This is a genomic window from Flavobacterium tyrosinilyticum (assembly GCF_023656565.1).
GTDB lineage: Bacteria > Bacteroidota > Bacteroidia > Flavobacteriales > Flavobacteriaceae > Flavobacterium > Flavobacterium tyrosinilyticum.
In genome coordinates this window covers 391,167-409,649 of sequence record NZ_JAMOKG010000004.1, presented here as the reverse complement: position 1 = coordinate 409,649, position 18,483 = coordinate 391,167, and the positions used below count along the sequence as shown (strand labels likewise).

15 protein-coding genes are annotated in these 18,483 nt (G+C 33.6%); 7 read left to right on the top strand and 8 right to left on the bottom strand.

Going from position 1 to position 18,483, the window contains the following annotated elements; all coding sequences use genetic code 11:
* Window positions 1–87 precede the first annotated feature (87 nt).
* Complete coding sequence (locus tag NCC77_RS22075) at window positions 88–1,350, top strand: cation:proton antiporter (RefSeq protein ID WP_250837491.1); 1,263 nt, start codon at window positions 88–90, stop codon at window positions 1,348–1,350.
* Between the two features lie 100 nt (window positions 1,351–1,450).
* Here the strand turns inward: NCC77_RS22075 and NCC77_RS22070 are convergent, their stop codons facing one another.
* Both NCC77_RS22070 and NCC77_RS22065 read right to left on the bottom strand, forming a co-directional pair.
* The gene (locus NCC77_RS22070; RefSeq protein WP_250837490.1) at window positions 1,451–2,110 is read right to left on the bottom strand and encodes a SanA/YdcF family protein; all 660 of its coding nucleotides are present in this window, start codon (window positions 2,108–2,110) and stop codon (window positions 1,451–1,453) included.
* A 160-nt stretch (window positions 2,111–2,270) separates the two neighbouring features.
* Complete coding sequence (locus tag NCC77_RS22065) at window positions 2,271–4,298, bottom strand: M3 family metallopeptidase (RefSeq protein WP_250837530.1); 2,028 nt, start codon at window positions 4,296–4,298, stop codon at window positions 2,271–2,273.
* 220 nt (window positions 4,299–4,518) lie between these two features.
* On the opposite strand from NCC77_RS22065, the gene NCC77_RS22060 reads away from it, so the two are divergent.
* A complete protein-coding gene (locus NCC77_RS22060) occupies window positions 4,519–5,187 on the top strand; it encodes a hypothetical protein (protein ID WP_250837489.1) in 669 nt (222 codons plus the stop codon).
* 115 nt (window positions 5,188–5,302) lie between these two features.
* On the opposite strand, the gene purE is transcribed toward NCC77_RS22060, so the two are convergent.
* The 5 genes from purE to NCC77_RS22035 all read right to left on the bottom strand — a co-directional run bounded on the left by purE (window position 5,303) and on the right by NCC77_RS22035 (window position 11,446).
* Window positions 5,303–5,788 carry a 5-(carboxyamino)imidazole ribonucleotide mutase gene (purE, locus tag NCC77_RS22055; RefSeq protein ID WP_012022518.1) on the bottom strand — a complete coding sequence of 162 codons (486 nt, stop codon included), beginning with the start codon at window positions 5,786–5,788 and terminating at the stop codon, window positions 5,303–5,305.
* 133 nt (window positions 5,789–5,921) lie between these two features.
* On the bottom strand, window positions 5,922–7,073 hold the full coding sequence (locus tag NCC77_RS22050; protein WP_250837488.1) for a 5-(carboxyamino)imidazole ribonucleotide synthase: 1,152 nt from the start codon (window positions 7,071–7,073) through the stop codon (window positions 5,922–5,924).
* A gap of 149 nt (window positions 7,074–7,222) precedes the next feature.
* Window positions 7,223–7,774 carry a HEAT-like fold family protein gene (locus NCC77_RS22045; protein ID WP_250837487.1) on the bottom strand — a complete coding sequence of 184 codons (552 nt, stop codon included), beginning with the start codon at window positions 7,772–7,774 and terminating at the stop codon, window positions 7,223–7,225.
* 24 nt (window positions 7,775–7,798) lie between these two features.
* Entirely contained in the window at window positions 7,799–9,901 is a 2,103-nt protein-coding gene (locus NCC77_RS22040) for a TonB-dependent receptor (RefSeq protein ID WP_250837486.1), read from the bottom strand.
* A 270-nt stretch (window positions 9,902–10,171) separates the two neighbouring features.
* A complete protein-coding gene (locus tag NCC77_RS22035; protein WP_250837485.1) occupies window positions 10,172–11,446 on the bottom strand; it encodes a PQQ-dependent sugar dehydrogenase in 1,275 nt (424 codons plus the stop codon).
* 186 nt (window positions 11,447–11,632) lie between these two features.
* Between NCC77_RS22035 and hpt the strand changes: the two genes are divergently transcribed.
* The 4 genes from hpt (at window position 11,633) to obgE (ending at window position 15,382) form a co-directional block, all read left to right on the top strand.
* Window positions 11,633–12,163, top strand: coding sequence for a hypoxanthine phosphoribosyltransferase (hpt, locus tag NCC77_RS22030; RefSeq protein ID WP_250837484.1), 531 nt, complete (start codon window positions 11,633–11,635; stop codon window positions 12,161–12,163).
* A 66-nt stretch (window positions 12,164–12,229) separates the two neighbouring features.
* Entirely contained in the window at window positions 12,230–12,802 is a 573-nt protein-coding gene (locus NCC77_RS22025; RefSeq protein WP_250837483.1) for an adenylate kinase, read from the top strand.
* Between the two features lie 201 nt (window positions 12,803–13,003).
* Window positions 13,004–14,278 (top strand): hemolysin family protein, encoded by a 1,275-nt coding sequence (locus NCC77_RS22020; RefSeq protein WP_284705100.1) that lies wholly within the window; start codon window positions 13,004–13,006, stop codon window positions 14,276–14,278.
* A 102-nt stretch (window positions 14,279–14,380) separates the two neighbouring features.
* A complete protein-coding gene (gene obgE, locus NCC77_RS22015) occupies window positions 14,381–15,382 on the top strand; it encodes a GTPase ObgE (protein WP_248728288.1) in 1,002 nt (333 codons plus the stop codon).
* Window positions 15,383–15,489: 107 nt separating this feature from the next.
* Here the strand turns inward: obgE and NCC77_RS22010 are convergent, their stop codons facing one another.
* On the bottom strand, window positions 15,490–16,020 hold the full coding sequence (locus NCC77_RS22010; protein ID WP_250837481.1) for an outer membrane beta-barrel protein: 531 nt from the start codon (window positions 16,018–16,020) through the stop codon (window positions 15,490–15,492).
* Between the two features lie 314 nt (window positions 16,021–16,334).
* On the opposite strand from NCC77_RS22010, the gene NCC77_RS22005 reads away from it, so the two are divergent.
* The gene (locus NCC77_RS22005; protein ID WP_250837480.1) at window positions 16,335–18,479 is read left to right on the top strand and encodes a S46 family peptidase; all 2,145 of its coding nucleotides are present in this window, start codon (window positions 16,335–16,337) and stop codon (window positions 18,477–18,479) included.
* Window positions 18,480–18,483 lie beyond the last annotated feature (4 nt).

Genomic DNA, 18,483 nt, shown 5'->3' with positions numbered 1-18,483 from the left:
ATTTAACGAATTATAAAGTTATGTTAATTCAAACCTTGAAATTTTTGATTAAATAATGATACAGCTATTTTTGTAAAAATCACATTTATGGAATTATACTACACATTTTCGGTACTTATTGTACTGGCTTCTTTCTTCGCCTATTTAAATTTAAGATTTTTAAAACTTCCAGGAACCATCGGAATCATGATTATTGCGATGCTGGTTTCCGTTGGAATTCGCCTTTTGGGAGATTCTTACTTTCCTGCAACCACCAAACATTTTTTTGATTTGATAAAAGAATTTGATTTCAATGAGATCTTGATGGGAGCAATGTTGAATTTTCTTTTATTCGCAGGAGCTCTACACGTAAATATGTCCGATCTTAAAGAACAAAAAGTTCCTATTATGATTTATTCTACAGTAAGTGTAGTGTTATCAGCTTTAATCATTTCGATGTTGCTTTATTACATCGCACCACTCTTAGGAATTAATATACCTTATGTATTTTGCTTAGTTTTTGGAACCTTAATTTCTCCAACCGATCCAATTGTGGTTTTAGGAGTTTTAAAGGAAGCGAAAGTTCCTAAAAGAATCGAAACTAAAATTGTTGGTGAATCCCTATTTAATGATGGAGTAGCCGTAGTGATGTTTGCTGTTGTTTTGAAACTGGCAACTGATCCAACATTTGATATGACTTTTGGTTCTATTGCTTGGTTATTTGCAAAAGAAGGTATTGGTGGACTTTTATTAGGTGCTGTTCTTGGGATTTCGGCATCAAACGTTATGAAGAAAATTGACGATTATAAAGTATCCGTTTTAATCACGCTTTCTATTGTAATGGGAGGATTTTTGATTGCTCAAAGCTTACACGTTTCTAGTCCGCTGGCAATGGTTGTTGCCGGATTAATTATTGGAAATTACGGTAAAAAAGTTGCAATGAGCGAAATTACTCAAGATTATTTAGGGAAATTTTGGGAGCTTATTGACGAAATATTAAATGCTATTTTATTCTTATTTATTGGTTTTGAATTGTTGTTGCTGCCAGATTTAAATAAACAATTGATAACAGGTTTTGTAGCCATTTTTATTGTTCTTTTTTCAAGATTAACTTCTATCGTTTTACCTTGGAAATTCTTCGATATCTTCAAGTTCTTCGGAATCAGGTCTGCTTACAACAAAGGTTCTCTGATGGTTTTGGTTTGGGGAGGAATTCGTGGTGGAGTTTCTATTGCTTTGGTACTTTCTATGCCTGAAGGAGAATACAAAAACCTTTTACTTGAAGTAACTTATATAGTAGTTTTATTTTCAATTGTAGTGCAAGGACTTACTGTTGGGAAATTGGCTAAAAGAGTTTTGGAGAAAGAGTAGAGATTTAGAAATAGAAGCCAGATTAAAGAGTCAAGATTTCTATTATTTGTCATTAAATTTTTAAAGAAAAGCCCGAAACAGAATTGCTTCGGGCTTTTCTTTATCGCTTATCTTCTTTCGAATAATTAGATTCTCCATTTATATTAATTTCTCCGCCTAAAAAACGAGGCTCTCGATTTCTCAAAACATCAAAAAAGGATTTAAAAACAGAACCATATTCTCTAAAGCGAACATAATTATATCCAAGATATTCTCCATGGTTTGCAGAATATCCAGCTGATTTAATTCCGAGTTTCTGTCCGATATAAATAGCGCAATTTAAATGATATTCCTGCGAAATTAAAGTCGCTTTTTTAATCTTAAAAATATGTTTTGCACGATACATTGTTGAATAGGTATCGAAACCTGCATAATCAATAAATATCTTTGTAGTGTCGACGCCATGATTGTAACAATAATTCTTCATTACCGTCAATTCATCGTATTCATCACGCCCGTTATCTCCCGAAAGCAGAATTTTATTAATGCGTTTAGCTTTCCAAAGCATAATTCCAGCATCCAAACGATCTTTTAAATATTTGCTTGGCTGATTTCCGTTGATTCCTGCGCCAAAAATTATTCCGACATCATTTTTAGGAAATTTTTTAATGGAATAGTGAATGTATCTCTTAGTAGAAGATTTTACATAGTAATTTACTGAAACGACAGCAATCAATCCGATAATTGCAAGATAAAGCACTATTTTAAAATATTTTTTCACGGCTGGTATTTGTAAGATTAAGATTTAAAACACGAAGATAGTTAAAGTAAAACCAAATAAAAAAACCGAAGCATTTATACTTCGGTTTCAAAATTTAATTCTCTAGGAAACTTAGCAACTTAGCAACTTAGGAGCTTAGTATCTTAGTATCTTAGAAACTCTATAATAGTCCCGCTCTTTTCAATAAAGCTTCAGGCTTTGGTTCTTGTCCTCTAAAACGTTTGTACAAAGTCATAGGATGTTCTGTTCCTCCTTTAGAAAGCACATTGTCTTTAAATTTCTTCGCTACTTCTTCGTTGAAAATTCCGTTTTCTTGAAAATATTCAAAAGCATCTGCATCCAGAACTTCTGCCCATTTGTAGCTGTAATATCCAGAAGAATACCCACCTTGAAAAATATGAGAAAACGCTGTACTCATAGCATTTTCTTTTACATCTGGATATAATTGTGTATTAGCAAATTGTTCAGTTTCGAAAGCTTTTAGATCTGTAATATTGGTTGGATCTTGTCCGTGCCAAGCCATGTCTAATAATCCAAAACTCAACTGACGTAATGTTGCTAAACCTTCTTGAAAACTTGCACTTTCTTTAATTTTCTGAACGTATTCAATCGGAATAATTTCTCCTGTTTCATAATGATTTGCAAACAAAGCCAAAGCCTCTGGTTCGTAACACCAGTTTTCCATAATCTGACTTGGTAATTCTACAAAATCCCAGTAAACAGAAGTTCCCGATAAACTTGGATAAACGGTATCGGCTAACATTCCGTGTAATCCGTGACCGAATTCGTGGAATAAAGTGGTTACTTCATTAAAAGTTAATAACGAAGGTTTTGTTTCTGTTGGTTTTGTAAAATTACAAACGTTAGAAATATGCGGTCTTTCGTTTACGCCATCTTTTATATATTGCGATTTGAATGAAGTCATCCAAGCACCGTTTCTTTTTCCTTTTCTTGGGAAGAAATCAGCGTAGAAAATCGAAACCAAATTATTTTCAGCATCTCTTACTTCATAAGTGGTAACTTCTTCATGGTATTTGTCAATATCAAAAACCTCGGTAAAAGTTAAACCATATAATTTTTTGGCAACTGTAAAGGCACCGTCTAAAACTTTTTCTAATTGAAAATAAGGTTTTAGTTTTTCATCGTCTAAATTAAAAAGCTGCTGTTTTAATTTTTCAGAATAATATGCTCCGTCCCATTTTTCTAATTGTTCGATTCCGTCTAGTTCTTTAGCGAAAGCAGTTAATTCTGCGAATTCTTTTTGAGCTGCTGGTTTTGCTTTTGCCAATAAATCATTTAAGAAAGAGAAAACTTTCTCTGGACTTTCGGCCATTCTTTCTTCCAAAACAAAATGTGCGTGTGTTTTGTAGCCTAATAAATTAGCTCTTTCAAAACGCAGTTTAGCAATTTTTAAAACGTTTTCCTCGTTGTTGAATTCGTTATTTTGAAATGCTTTTGCTCCAAAAGCTATTGCCATTTTTTTACGCAGTTCACGATTATCTGCATAAGTCAAAAACGGAACATAACTTGGATGATCTAAAGTAAAAATCCAACCTTCTTTTTCCTGATTTTTGGCTAATAATCTTGCGGCTTCGATTGTACCTTCAGGTAAACCAGATAAATCTTTTTCATCGGTTAAATGCAATTCGAAATTGTTGGTTTCTGCCAAAACATTTTCGCCAAATTGTAAACTCAATTTCGATAATTCTTTATCGATTTCTCTTAATTGATCTTTCTTGTCTTCTGGCAGATTGGCTCCGTTTCTAGAAAAGCTTTTGTATTTTTTGTCTAATAAAGTAGTTTGCTCTGCATTTAGATTTAAACTTTCTTTTTGATCGTAAACGGCTTTTACTCGTGCAAATAAATCAGCGTTTAAACGAATATCATTTCCAAATTCTGAAAGCCAAGGCGAAACTTCCTGAGCAATTTTCTGCATTTCGTCATTCGTTTCAGCCGAATGTAAATTGAAGAAAATGCTAGAAAGACGATCTAAAATATCGCCCGAAAAATCCATCGCCACAATTGTATTTTCAAAAGTCGGCGCATCCGGATTATTTACAATTGCATCAATTTCGGCTTTAGCCAAAGCAATTCCTTCTTGAAAAGCCGGAACGTAATCTTCGATTTTAATTTGCGAAAAAGGGGCGGTGTTATGTTTAGTTATAAATTTTGAAAGTAAAACACTCATTATGATATTATATTTTTTATTAATAGAAGTCGAATTTTTGAATTCCAAAGATAATAATTTATAAAAAGCTAATTGGCAATTAAGAATTCATTCTCGGCATAAAACTCTCTTAAATTGTGTTATAGATATGTTATTTGTTACGGGAAGCAGTTTTAAAAGCGTAAATTGAGAAAAAGGTTAGAATACAAAATTCTAATCATAAATTATAAAAACGGAAATGATGAATTATCAAGTAGTAATTAAGAATATTGATACGGTGAATGAAGTAGAAGGATATTGGTCTGATGAAGATTTTATTCAGTTATTAGGAAAATTTAATTATCCCGATGGCGCGACGGCTGAGAAAAGCAGTTTGCCCGAATTATTAGAAATGGCTATTTCTGATTACGAAGCTAATGAAGCTGCAGCAATAGTTTTAGAATATAAATTGGGAGAGGAATTAACGGAAGGACAAGTGGAACAAATATCAAACAATATGTTAATTGATAAAGTTTGTGAAGAATATCCAGAAATTCACATGCAAGGAACTCTATTTCATATTAATCAATTGCTTTTTAAAGCTTACAATGGTAAATTTCCAAATGCAAAAGCTTCTATTGTTCATTTTTCAATGACATCAAAGGATGGTGAGCCACAAAAGCTGACAGCTGAAAACGTGTTGAAATTATTGAATAATGGTTTATCTGACAGAAATCTTATCAAGAGGTTATTCGAAAATCAAATTTCTCAAAACATTCCATTTCCAGAAGCTGAAAGTATTATTTGGGAATTGACAACAGAGGACAATATAAATTACGATTTGGTAACTTCAGAGAATTGGATAAATAAAGAAGATATAAACGAATCTGAATTTGAATCTGTTTTGGAAGAAGTTGAAGATGCGGCTTAATTCAAAAAAGAGATAAAATTGTAGATTTAGTTTCACAAAGAAGCTCAAAGAAAAAACACAGAGATTCACAAAAATTTTGTGCGCCTCTGTGTTTTTTTTGTGTATCTCTGTGGAATTACTTTTTCAAACCTTCAGCCGCTTTATTAACCGCCGCTTTTAATTCTTCTTTATAAGAAATAATAGTATCTAAAACTTTTTTATCGTGGCTTCCGATGATTTGTGCAGCTAAAATTCCAGCATTTTTTGCTCCGTTTAAGGCAACAGTTGCCACAGGAACTCCACCTGGCATTTGAAGAATCGATAAAACTGAATCCCAACCATCAATAGAATTACTTGATTTTACAGGAACTCCAATTACAGGAAGCGGAGACATTGAAGCCACCATTCCAGGTAAATGCGCCGCACCGCCCGCACCGGCAATAATAACCGAAATGCCGCGAGTATGTGCATTTTTACTGAAATCGAATAATTTCTCTGGCGTTCTATGTGCCGAAACGATATCTACTTCAACTTCTACATTAAATTGTTTTAATATGTCGATTGCATCCTGCATAACTGGCATGTCTGAGATGCTTCCCATTATAATAGCTACTTTGCTCATGTGTGTTTTTGTTTTGTTTGTTTCAAGTTTAAGGTTTCAAGTTTTGTTGGAACTGAAAACTTGAGACTGAAAACTGTTTATTTTGTTTTAAGTTATAAACTGAGACTGAAAACTGCGACTGAATACTAAAAAATTACTGACCACTGATCACTCTAATCGTGTTCTTAACTTCCTGTGCAATTCTTCTTGCTTCAGCCATATTTTCGTTTACGATCGTTACGTGACCCATTTTTCTAAAAGGACGAGTTTGTTTTTTACCGTAAATATGTGGCGTAACACCGTCCCATCCTAAAATGGTTTCGATGTTTTCATAAACTACATTTCCAGAATGACCTTCGGCACCTACTAAATTTACCATAATTCCGGCAACTTTACTGTCAGTGTTTCCTAACGGAAGATCTAAAATAGCACGTAAATGATTTTCGAATTGTGAAGTATAACTAGCTTCAATTGAATAATGACCAGAATTGTGCGGACGAGGAGCAACTTCATTGACTAAAATTTCATCGTCCTGAGTTTGAAACATCTCTACTGCTAAAAGGCCAACATGATTAAAATTCTCTGAAACTTTTAAGGCAACTGCTCTCGCTTTTTCGGCTACTTTATCATCGATTCTTGCTGGGCATATTACATATTCAACTTGGTTTGCTTCTGGGTGAAATTCCATTTCTACAACCGGATATGTTTTCATTTCGCCCGATGGATTTCTTACCACAATTACCGCCAATTCGTTTTTGAACGGAACCATAGTTTCTGCAATGCATTCTACATTTGGAAGCGTATCTAAATCTGAAGCTTGGCGAACTATTTTCACGCCATTTCCATCATAACCAAATTCAGTGCATTTCCATACAAAAGGTAATTGCAAATCGTTGATTTTAGATTTTAGTTGATCTAAATTTTCGAATCTTTCAAATGGTGCAGTTGGGATATTGTTTTTAGCGTAAAAATCTTTTTGAACACCTTTATTCTGAATTCCTTTTAAAGTTTTTGGAGATGGATATACCTTTAGGCCTTCGTTTTCTAATTGCGTTAATGCTTCAAGATTGACCAATTCAATTTCGAAAGTCAAAACATCGACTTGTTTCCCGAAGTTGTAAACGGTTTCGTAATCCATTAAATCGCCTTGAAAGAATTTGTTGCAGGCGATTTTACTAGGCGCTTCGTCGCTTGGATCTAGAACGTAAGTTTGTATATCAAATTTTCTGGTGTCGAACAAAAGCATTTTACCTAATTGTCCGCCACCTAATATTCCCAATTTAAAATCAGAAGAAAAATAATTCATTTTGTGTTGTGTTTTTGCAAAGATACTTTTTAATCTTTTTTTAGCCAAAATTTCGTTGAGTACAAGTTTTTTCCGCCACGAATTCACGAATTTTTTTTCCTTGCATTATGTATAAAAAAATAATTCGTGAATTCGTGGCTATTAAAAACTTATTTTATTTTCTTCAAAACTTCTTTGGCAACGGCCTTGTAAGCAGCTGAATGATCTCCGAAATCTTTATCAATTATTACTTTTAATTCGGGATGAATCCAATCGTAATAATTTCCTAGAATATATAAAGTGCGAATCGAGTAGGCTTTTGTTGCGACTTTGGTGTCATTAATTAACCAGTCGAAAGATGCTTCAATGCAATCTTGAAGATTTTCTTCGGAGAGTTTTATGCCGTTTTCATTTTTTTTGTAATGAGACTTTATCAAAAGCTGTGTCACTTTTGCAATGGGACGCATAGAGCTTTCGTCTTTTAAAACTTTCAGATTCGAACAGAAAAAATCTAGATGTGGCTGAAGCCAATGTAATTCTTCGTACGAAACAAATTCTAAAATCCAGCACGCTTTATGATTGTTTTTATCTTCGGGCGAAAAGCAAATTGAAACCAATTCACTAAAAAGCGTGGGGTTTTCTAGTACATCTTGCGCAGCTTTGAGACGGTTTTCTCTATATGCATTTACGTAATCCAGTTTTTTTTGCAATTCGGATAGCATTGTTTTTTGGTATTTAATACAATGCTAAAATAAGTAATTTAATGAGATAATTCCGTAATAATTTATAGGTGATCCAGGATAATAAAATCTCGGTTGCGCATTTCCAACTCCTGTTGCATTGGTTAAAATCATGGAAGCATATTTTTCATTTGTTACATTATTGATTCCAGCGTCTATACGTGCTTTTAAACCAGATAAAATTTCGAATTGATAACCGGTTTTTAAATTCAAAAGAGAATAAGAATCTGAAAAATCAGCATTTGAATCATTCATTGGGATTTTATCTGTGAACTGAAAATCGGCTGAAAAATAAAATCCTGAATTCGTGTTTAAAATAAAACCAGCACTTACCGTATTTGCGGGAACTCCAGTTAATTTATTTCCAGAATAATCATTTCCGTTGTCGACAAATTCTTTGAATTCATAATTTCCAATAGATGTTCCGATGTAAGAGTTTAAATTGAAAATTCGATTTATTGACCAATTATGATTTAATGAAATTTCAATCCCTTCGTGAAAAGTTTTTCCAGCATTTACGCCTTCGTATTGATCGTCTCCGATTCTTTTGGCAACTAATAAATCTTTAATTTCCATTCGGTAAACGGCAATTTGGGTGTACAGTTTTTTATTGAAGAAATGAAGTTTTCCGCCCAATTCAAAATTATAACCCGTTTCGGGTTTAATATTTTGATTGATGTTTCCTGTTGAAGTTAAAGTTTCTTCTGTTGCGGGAAGAGAAAATCCTCGGCTTACAGAAAAGTAAAAAGTCTGAATTTCATTCGGCTTAAATAGAAAAGAAAGTTGTGGCGAAAAGATCCCATCATAACTATATTTTTCTTTCGGATCATTCGCGGAAGCGGGAAAATCATTCTGAAGTTCGAATTTGGTTTTGTTGTAATTTAATCCTGCCTGAATTTCAAATTGATCAGAAAGTAAAGTTCTGATTTGCGAAAAAACATTGTAAAAATGTCTTTTCTGGTCAGTTGCTGTAAGTTGATCACCTTGCAAACTTCCTTTTCCGTTATTTTGCTGATATAGATTTTCAAAAGTATTACCGCTGTAATTATCTCTGAAATATTCCAATCCGGCAATAAATTGATTTTTGATTTTCCCAACTTTAAAATCTCCTGAAAACTGTGTTCTCACTCCTGCAGCAAAAGTATATTGACGTAAAATATCAAAAGGTCGCGGTTCGTTGCTGTCTTTATAATTGATGAAAACCGAAGTCGAATTGTTGAGGTGATCGTTTATTTGGAAATCATAAGCTAATCCGCCCAAATTTGATTTATATTCTTTATAACCCTGTGAAGCAACCCAAGTTGGCGCGCCCGCCTGCGGATTATTTTCGAAAGTAGTTTTATTGATGGAACTCGGAATGTAAGCTTTCAAATAAGTGTAATTAGAGAAGTATGTCAGTTTACTGTTTTTCTTTCGGAATAATTCTCCCGAAAGTGTAATTCCTTCCCGATTGTAAGCGCTGTTTTGACGCCATCCGTCTGTCTTCAAATTATGATAACTAAGACTTAAAGACGAACTTTTTTCATTCAAATCAAAACTAACTCTATTTTTCAATAATCCAAAAGAACCAAAAACAGAACTTATTTCAGTTTGATAATTGTCTTTTTTTAAGGTTTGAGGAGAAATCAAAATCGCTCCGCCCAAACCCGCTCCATAAATACTCGAAAGCGGTCCTTTTATGACTTCAAGTTGATTGATGTTTTGAAGATCGATATCGTCAATTACCGTTTCGCTGTTTCCAGATGTCAGCGGAATGCTTCCGTAGAAAGCTCTAATTTTATTAGTTCCGTATGGAGTTCTAGCGCCAATTCCCCGAATTGAAATTCGGGTTGTCGTGATATTTGACGATTGCATAAAAACGCCAGGAATTGTATTAATGACATTGCTAATGTCTGTAGTGTTATTTCGAAGTAATTCTTTTTCGGATAAAATGCCTATCGACGCGGGACTAGTCTGTAAATCACGATTGATATGAAGTGGACTTATTAAAACTTCATTCAGTTTTTGAGTTTTGACAGAATCAATATTTTGGACTTCTTTTTCTTGTGCAATTAGATTTTGTAAAATCGAAAAAACAATAATTAGAAAATAGTATTTTTTTAAAAACATATATTTTATGTAGCAATTCTAGGAATTTGGAATTTTATCTGAACAGATTACTATTGAGATTTATTTTTAACACATAGAAACATAGCATTGATTGAGGCAAAAAAGGCGTTTCACTTATCAAAAGCCACATAGCAAAACTATGTGTGAAAACGAGTTTTCTTAATAACATCTTTTTAAACAAAAATCTATGTCTCTATGTGTTTAAAATTTTCTTTTTATAATTATTCCAATAATTTTCGGAATTGGAATTTGAGATTTAAGTATTGTGATTTATTTATTGGCTGTAACCTTCCAAATCGTATTGCTGCTATCATCATTTACTAAAAGCGATCCATCATTCATAACTGTTACAGCAACTGGACGTCCGTAAACTTCTGCTTTGTTTGCATCAGAAATAAAACCTGTTAAAAAATCTTCAGGTTTTCCTGACGGTTTTCCATCTTTAAAAGGAACAAATAACACTTTATAACCCGAAATTTTAGAACGGTTCCAAGAACCATGCTGACCTACAAAAGCACCATTTTTATATTTTGCAGGAAAAGCATCTTTAGTATAAAAAGCCAATCCCAATGAAGCAGTATGTGAACCAACGGGAACATCTGGAACAATTGCTTTTTCGACTAAATCTTTTCTTTCGCCTTTCATTCTCGGATCAGGAATATTTCCAAAATAAGAATAGGGCCATCCGTAGAAACCGTCTCTTTTTACACTTGTAATATAATCGGGAACTAAATCATCGCCCAACTCGTCGCGTTCGTTTACTGCAGTCCACAGTTCTTTGTTGGCAGGATTCCAGTCCATTCCAACTGGATTTCTAAGACCCGAGGCGAAGATTTTTTCTCCAGTTCCGTCAGGATTAATTTCTAAAATTGCTGCGCGACGCACTTCTTTGTCCATCCCGTTTTCGCCAACATTACTTCCGGAACCAACAGAAACGTAAATTTTGCTTCCGTCTGGACTTGCCAATAAATTTCTTGTCCAGTGATTGTTGTAACCTCCCGCAGGAAGTTCAAGAATTTTTTCTCCTTTAGTTTCCAATTTAAGCGGATTGTTTTTATAAGGATAACGATATAATCCGTCGGTATTGGCAATGTAGAAAAAGTCTTTTAAGACTAGCATTCCGAAAGGTTTGTTTAGTCCAGAAATAAAAACTTCTCTAGTTTCAAATTTTCCATCTTTGTCTTTATCTCTTAAAACGGTAATTTGGTTTTTACTGTTGCGAGTTCCGCTTTCCACCACAAAAATATCTTGGTTCGGCGCAATGTAAGTCCAACGCGGATTCTCAAATCCGTCAGCAAATTTAGTTACGGTAAAACCTTCTGGAGCTTTTGGAGTTTTGTCAGTGGGCCAGCCAATCACTTTACTATTGTTGCTTTTTGATTCGGTTGCATAGGGCGGAGGAAGAGTAATATCTCCGATAGCAGTTTTTACAACATTGTTTGGCTGTTTCGCCAAAGCTTCTTTTTCTTCTTTTTTTACTTGACCATTGCAGGCAGTCATTAAGGCTAATAACGGAATTGAAAATAAGGTTAAGGATTTTTTCATTGGTTTTTTGGAGTTAAATAATTATAGTACAACAATTTACTTAAAATTCGGGTAGTCTCAAAAAATAATTTGTAAACATTAACTGATATTTAACATTCTTAAAAAATATCTCGATACACTCCATTTTGATAGAAGCAGTTAAGTTCTAATTCTTTATCTTTGTCCATTATTTTAAAATGAAAAATAATGATACAACTTCACGATAAAGAATTTGTTCCGTTTATTTCGGCTAAAGAAATTGATTTTGCTTTAACTAAAATAGTGGCTCAGGTCGAAGATGATTTTGGAGATGAGACGCCAATTTTTATTGGAGTTTTGAATGGCGCTTTTATGGTAGTGTCAGATTTTTTGAAAAAATATAAAAAACCGTGCGAGGTTTCGTTTATCAAAATGGCATCGTATGAAGGAACTGAAACAACAAATGCGGTTAAGGAACTAATTGGAATTAACCAAGATTTGTCTGGAAGAACGGTAATTATTATCGAAGATATTATTGATACCGGAAACACAATCGAAGAATTAAAGCATTTGTTTAAAGCGCAGAATGTAAAGCATTTTAAAATTGCGACCTTGTTTTTTAAACCAGAAGCTTATAAAAAAGATATAAAAATAGATTATATCGGAATTAGAATTCCGAACAAATTTATTGTAGGTTACGGTTTAGACTACGATGGTCTAGGAAGAAACCTAACTGAAGTTTACAAATTAGCAGAATAACAAAACACAACTATATATTCATTTAAAGACTTCTGAAAGACAGAGGTAACAACACTCATTTCAATTATGATTAACATCGTTTTATTTGGAAAGCCTGGTGCAGGAAAAGGAACTCAGGCAGAATTTTTAAAAGAAAAATACAATTTAACACACCTTTCAACAGGAGATATTTTTCGTTTTAATTTAAAAAATGATACTGAACTAGGAAAAAAAGCAAGAGTTTTTATGGACAATGGAGAATTGGTTCCTTGTGAAGTAACAACTGCAATGTTAATTGATGAGGTTAAAAAACATCCAGATACTGCAGGATTTTTGTTCGACGGTTATCCAAGAACAATCAATCAGGCAGAAGCTTTAGATAAATTTTTACCAACAATTGGGTCAAGCGTAACAGCAACAATCGCTTTAGAAGCTGATGATGAGATTTTGGTAGCACGTTTATTAGAAAGAGGAAAAACTAGTGGAAGAGCTGATGATCAAGACGAAGAAAAAATTCGTGTGAGATATCAGGAATACAATGAGAAAACAGCTCCGCTAATTGGATATTACAAAGAACAAAACAAATTTCATGCTGTAGACGGTATCGGAACAGTTGAACAAATTACAGAGCGCTTAACGTCAGTTATAGATAATTTGTAGAAGCTTTTTTAAGCTGTACGTTACTACCCGATAATTATCGGGCTCAAAAAAACTATTTTTCTAACTCTAAAACGGGCTTTTCAAATGTTTTTGACAATCAAAGTTTTTGGGTTAGAAAAATTAGTTTTTTAATTGACAGCCTTAATAAATTGAATACAAATTACATTTAACGAGACTATTTTATAACGAATCCCCTATCAATTGGAAATACTAATTATATTTTTTCTAATTCTATTAAACGGAGTTTTCTCCATGTCTGAAATTGCTTTGATTTCGGCCCGTAAAAACAGGCTGGAAACTGCTGCGAAAAAAGGCAACAAAAGTGCTAAAACGGCACTCGATTTAGCCAATTCCCCAAATAAGTTTTTATCTACTGTACAAATCGGAATTACCTTAATCGGAATTTTGACGGGTATTTATTCTGGCGACAAAATCACTGCCGATGTAGAACTTTTTGTAGCAGGTTTTGCAACTCTTAAACCTTATGCGCATTCAATCGCAGTTGGAATTGTAGTGGTAGTTTTAACTTTTTTCTCATTGGTTTTGGGAGAATTACTTCCAAAACGAATCGGATTAAATTATCCAGAAGCTATTGCTAAAATGGTGGCAATGCCAATGAAAGTGATTTCGATTATTACGGCGCCATTTATTTGGTTATTGACTTCATCTACAGATTTTTTGCTGAATGTTTTTCAGATAAAACCAACTGCTGACGGAAAAGTTACAGAAGAAGAAATTAAAGCCATTATTAAAGAAGGTACGGAAGTAGGAGAAGTTCAGGAAATAGAACAGGATATTGTGGAACGTGTTTTCCATATCGGAGATAGAAAAGTAAGTTCGTTAATGACGCACAGAAAATCTGTTGATATGCTTCCATTAAAAGCAGATAGAGAAAAGATCAAAGAATTGGTAGTTCAGGATCTGCATACTGTTTATCCAGTTTATAATGATAATTATGATGATATTGTTGGAGTTGTAACGCTTAAAAATATTTTTGCTAACATCGAAAACGATAATTTTGATTTGTCAGCAATAGTTTCTGATGCACCTTATTTAATGGAGCAGACAACAGCCTATAAAGCTTTAGAAAATTTCAAGAAAACGGGAGTTCATTACGCTTTAGTTTCGGATGAATATGGAGTTTTTCAAGGTTTAATTACTTTGAATGATATTCTGGAAGCTTTGGTTGGAGATGCATCTGAATTTTATAAAGATGAATTCCAGCTAATAGAAAGAGAAGACGGTACGTGGCTTGTTGACGGACATTATTCGTTACATGATTTCTTAACTTATTTCGAGTTAGACGAACTAACAAACGATTACGAAGTAAATACTGTAAGCGGAATGATCATGACTGAGCTTTCTCATATTCCAAAAGAAGGCGAAAAACTAGTTTGGCAGAAATTCGTCCTAGAGGTAATCGATATGGACGGCGTTAAGATTGATAAAGTGCTTGTGAGAGCATTGAAAGAGTAGAGAGAAAATTTGTTTCATGTTTCAGGTTTCAAGTTTCAGATTATGCATTACGCAACTTGAAACATGAAACATGAAACATGAAACTTTACATAAACAAAGAAAATGACAGAAGGAAATTTTGTAGACTACGTTAAGATATATGTTTCTTCCGGAAAAGGAGGAAAAGGATCTACGCATTTACATAGAGAGAAATTTATTGAAAAAGGAGGTCCCGACGGAGGAGATGGAGGCCGTGGAGGACATGTGTATTTAGTTGGAAATAAAGGACTCTGGACATTATTTCATTTAAAGTTTGCACGTCACATTAAAGCTGGTCACGGTGGAGATGGAGGTGGCGATCGCAGTACAGGTGCAGATGGAGAAGATAAAATCATTGAAGTGCCACTAGGAACTGTTGTAAAAGACAAAGAAACTGGAGAGACACTTTTTGAAATTACGGAACACGGAGAAAAACAGATTCTTGCAAGAGGAGGAAAGGGAGGTTTAGGAAACTGGCATTTTAGAAGTTCGACAAACCAAACACCTCGTTATGCACAGCCAGGTTTGCTTGGAATAGAAATGGATGTTATTCTAGAACTTAAAGTTTTGGCCGATGTTGGTTTAGTTGGTTTCCCAAATGCTGGAAAATCTACATTATTGTCTGTATTAACTTCAGCAAAACCAAAAATTGCCGATTATCCGTTTACGACTTTAAAACCAAATTTAGGAATCGTAGCCTACAGAGATTTTCAATCTTTTGTAATTGCTGATATCCCTGGAATTATTGAAGGTGCTGCCGAAGGAAAAGGTCTTGGTCATTATTTCTTGCGTCATATTGAGCGTAACTCAACGTTGTTATTTTTAATTCCGGTTGATACCGCTGATATTAAGGCAGAATATGATATTTTGGTGAATGAATTGACAAAATACAATCCCGAAATGTTAGATAAAGAACGTCTTGTCGTTATTTCAAAATGCGATATGTTGGATGACGAATTGAAAGCAGAGCTGAAAGCAGAATTGGATGTTTCATTCAATGGAGTTCCTTATATGTTTATTTCATCTGTTGCCCAGCAAGGTTTAACAGATTTAAAAGACAGACTTTGGAAAATGCTTAACGAGTAAAAGTATTTTACTAAAAATATAAAACCCGACAATATTATTTATTGTCGGGTTTTTACTTTTTGCACGAAAAAACAAAAAGTATTAAGATGGCTAAATCTTACTTTTAACTACAATCCAAAGTTTTTAGAAATTCCGATGTTTAGAGTTTTTCCAAAGTTAAAACCAAAACGCTCTTGTCTTGGATCATTTTTTCCGTCAAGATTATTGTAATTGATTCCTCCAATAGAGAAATTCAAACCAAAACCATTTTTCATATTAATAAATAATCCTGGATCAAAACTTGCATACATTCCTTTTGCATTGTTTAGTGAAGTGTTTTGATATCCTGCACCTAAGTCTACATAAACAGAGAATAATTCTGAAAGCGGAGTTGAGTAACGTACAAAACCACCAATTTTATATTTTTCTGTTTTGTCCATTCCTGTTGTTTTTACATTCATAATAGAACCTTCAACTCCAGCTGTCCATTTATCGGCAAATTGATACCCTACTTTAGGAGAGAATTCAAAATTCTCCAATTTAGAATCTCCAATTTTATCAGAAGAGAATCCAACATTTCCACCTAATAGGATAGAGTTTTTTTGTGCACTTGCCATAGTTGTAAATAATATTACAACTGCTACTAATAATTTTTTCATTTTAATTTAATTTTTGTTTGGGTGGCAAATGTAGTAGAAAACAATTTGTAAGAAAAAATTTAATTTATAATTTTAATTTTGAAAGTTTATTTTTATAAATAATGGTTTTAATTAAAGTTTAAAATCATTTTATCTAATCTTTTTATTATTTTTTGTGAAGTAACTTTTAAAATTTAAAGGTTATTTTTGTTTTGCTAAAATTGTGAATTTCGCAAAATCACCTTTTTGTTTTGTTTATTATGTTTAGTTTATGATTGTTTAGCTTATTTTTTTTGCGAAAATGAGTTATATTCGCATCACTTAAACAAAATAACATGAAAAAAGTAATTTTATTCTTGACCATGTGCCTTATGGCTTTCCCAATGAGAGCCGATGAAGGAATGTGGTTTTTGATGTTTATCGAAAGATTGAACCATAGAGATATGGAAAAAATGGGCTTGCAATTGACAGCCGAAGAAATTTACAGTATCAACAATCATAGCTTAAAAGATGCGATTGTACAATTCAATGGAGGATGTACAGCTGAAATCGTTTCAAACAGCGGATTGGTATTGACTAATCACCACTGTGGATATAGCGCGATTGCAGAACTTTCAACTGCAGAACAAAATCATTTAAAAAATGGTTTTTGGGCAAAAAATCGTTCAGAAGAACTAAAGCCTAAATCTTTATACGTTCGTTTCTTTGTTCGTATGGATGATGTCTCAAAAAGAATCTTGTCTAAAGTAAATGATACTATGACAGAAACTGAAAGAAACAAGATCATTCAGCAAGAAATCGCTTTAATTGAAAAAGAAAACAGCGAAAACGGAAAATACACTGTTTCTGTTCGTCCTTTCTTTCAAGGAAATGAATATTACTATTTTGTTTACCAAGATTACACAGACGTGCGTTTAGTTGGAACTCCTCCTGAAAGTGTTGGTAAATTTGGTGGAGATACAGACAACTGGGAATGGCCTCGCCAGACTGGAGATTTCTCTATGTTTAGAGTTTATGCAGATAAAGACGGAAATCCTGCAGCATATTCTAAAGACAATGTGCCATTGCAGCCAAAACACCATTTGCCTGTAAGTTTAAAAGGAGTAAAAGAAAATGATTTTGCAATGATCTTAGGTTATCCAGGAAGAACAAACCGTTGGATGCCAGCTGGAGGAATTGAGCAAAACATTAAATATGCTTATCCTGCTTGGGTTGAAGGTGCAAAAACCGGAATGGATGTAATGAAAAAGTATATGGATAAAGATGCAACTGTTCGTTTACAGTATGCTTCTAAATATGCTTCTACAGCAAACTATTGGAAAAATCGTCAAGGTATGATCGATGCTTTAACAAAAGCTGGAACGGTTGATACAAAAGCAGAACAAGAAGATAAATTCTACGAGTGGGCAAGTAAACCTGCAAACAAAGAGAAATACGAAAATGTAATTCCGACTATCAACGATTATTACAGAGAAACAAACTTAAAAGCACGTCATGATAATTATTTGATGCAACTTTTACGTACTTCTAGTTATGCAACTGGACCTGCTAATTTAGGAAATGCATTAATTGCTTACTACAAAGAAAATGATGCTAAGAAAGCAGAAATGCTTCCTAAAATCAATGCAATGGTGGAAAGTATCTATGGTGAGTTCCATGCTCCGTTAGAAAAAGACATTTTGACAGCTCAATTGAATTTATACGCTTCGAAAGGTGCTGAATATGGAATTGCTTCAGAAATTGCAAAAATGAAAACGGCTAATAATGGTGACTTTACTGCAGATGTAGCAAAAGCAACTGAGATTAGTTATTTTACTAATAAAGAAAAAGTATTAGCATTTTTAGCTGATCCAAAACCATTAGCAATTGTACACGATCCGTTGTATATTATTTCTAATGATTTATTGACAAAATACCGTTCTAAAACAGACGATCAAGCAAAAGCTGATGATGGTTTTGCAACTGCTTACCGTAAATTGGTTGAAGGTTTAAGAGAATCTAAATTGAACGCAATTAAATATCCAGATGCAAACTCTACGTTGAGGTTAACTTACGGAAAAGTTCGTGCTTTACCTGCAGATCCTCGTAACGATGCTAAAATCAATAACTATACTACAATGGAAAGTATGGTTAAAAAATACAAAGCAGGAGACCAGGAATTTGACTTGCCAGCTCGTTTATTAGAATTGAACAAGAAAAAAGATTTCGGACAGTATGCTGATAAAGCTGGTTATATGCCAGTAAACTTCTTAACTGATAACGATATCACTGGAGGAAATTCTGGTTCACCAGTTCTTAACGGAAAAGGAGAATTAATCGGAATTGCTTTTGACGGTAACATCGAAGCTATGGCTGGAGACGTAATTTTTGATCCTAAATTACAAAGAACCATCAACGTAGATATTCGTTACGTACTTTGGATTATTGACAAATACGCCGGTGCTAAAAACATTATTGACGAATTGACGATTGCTAAATAATCTT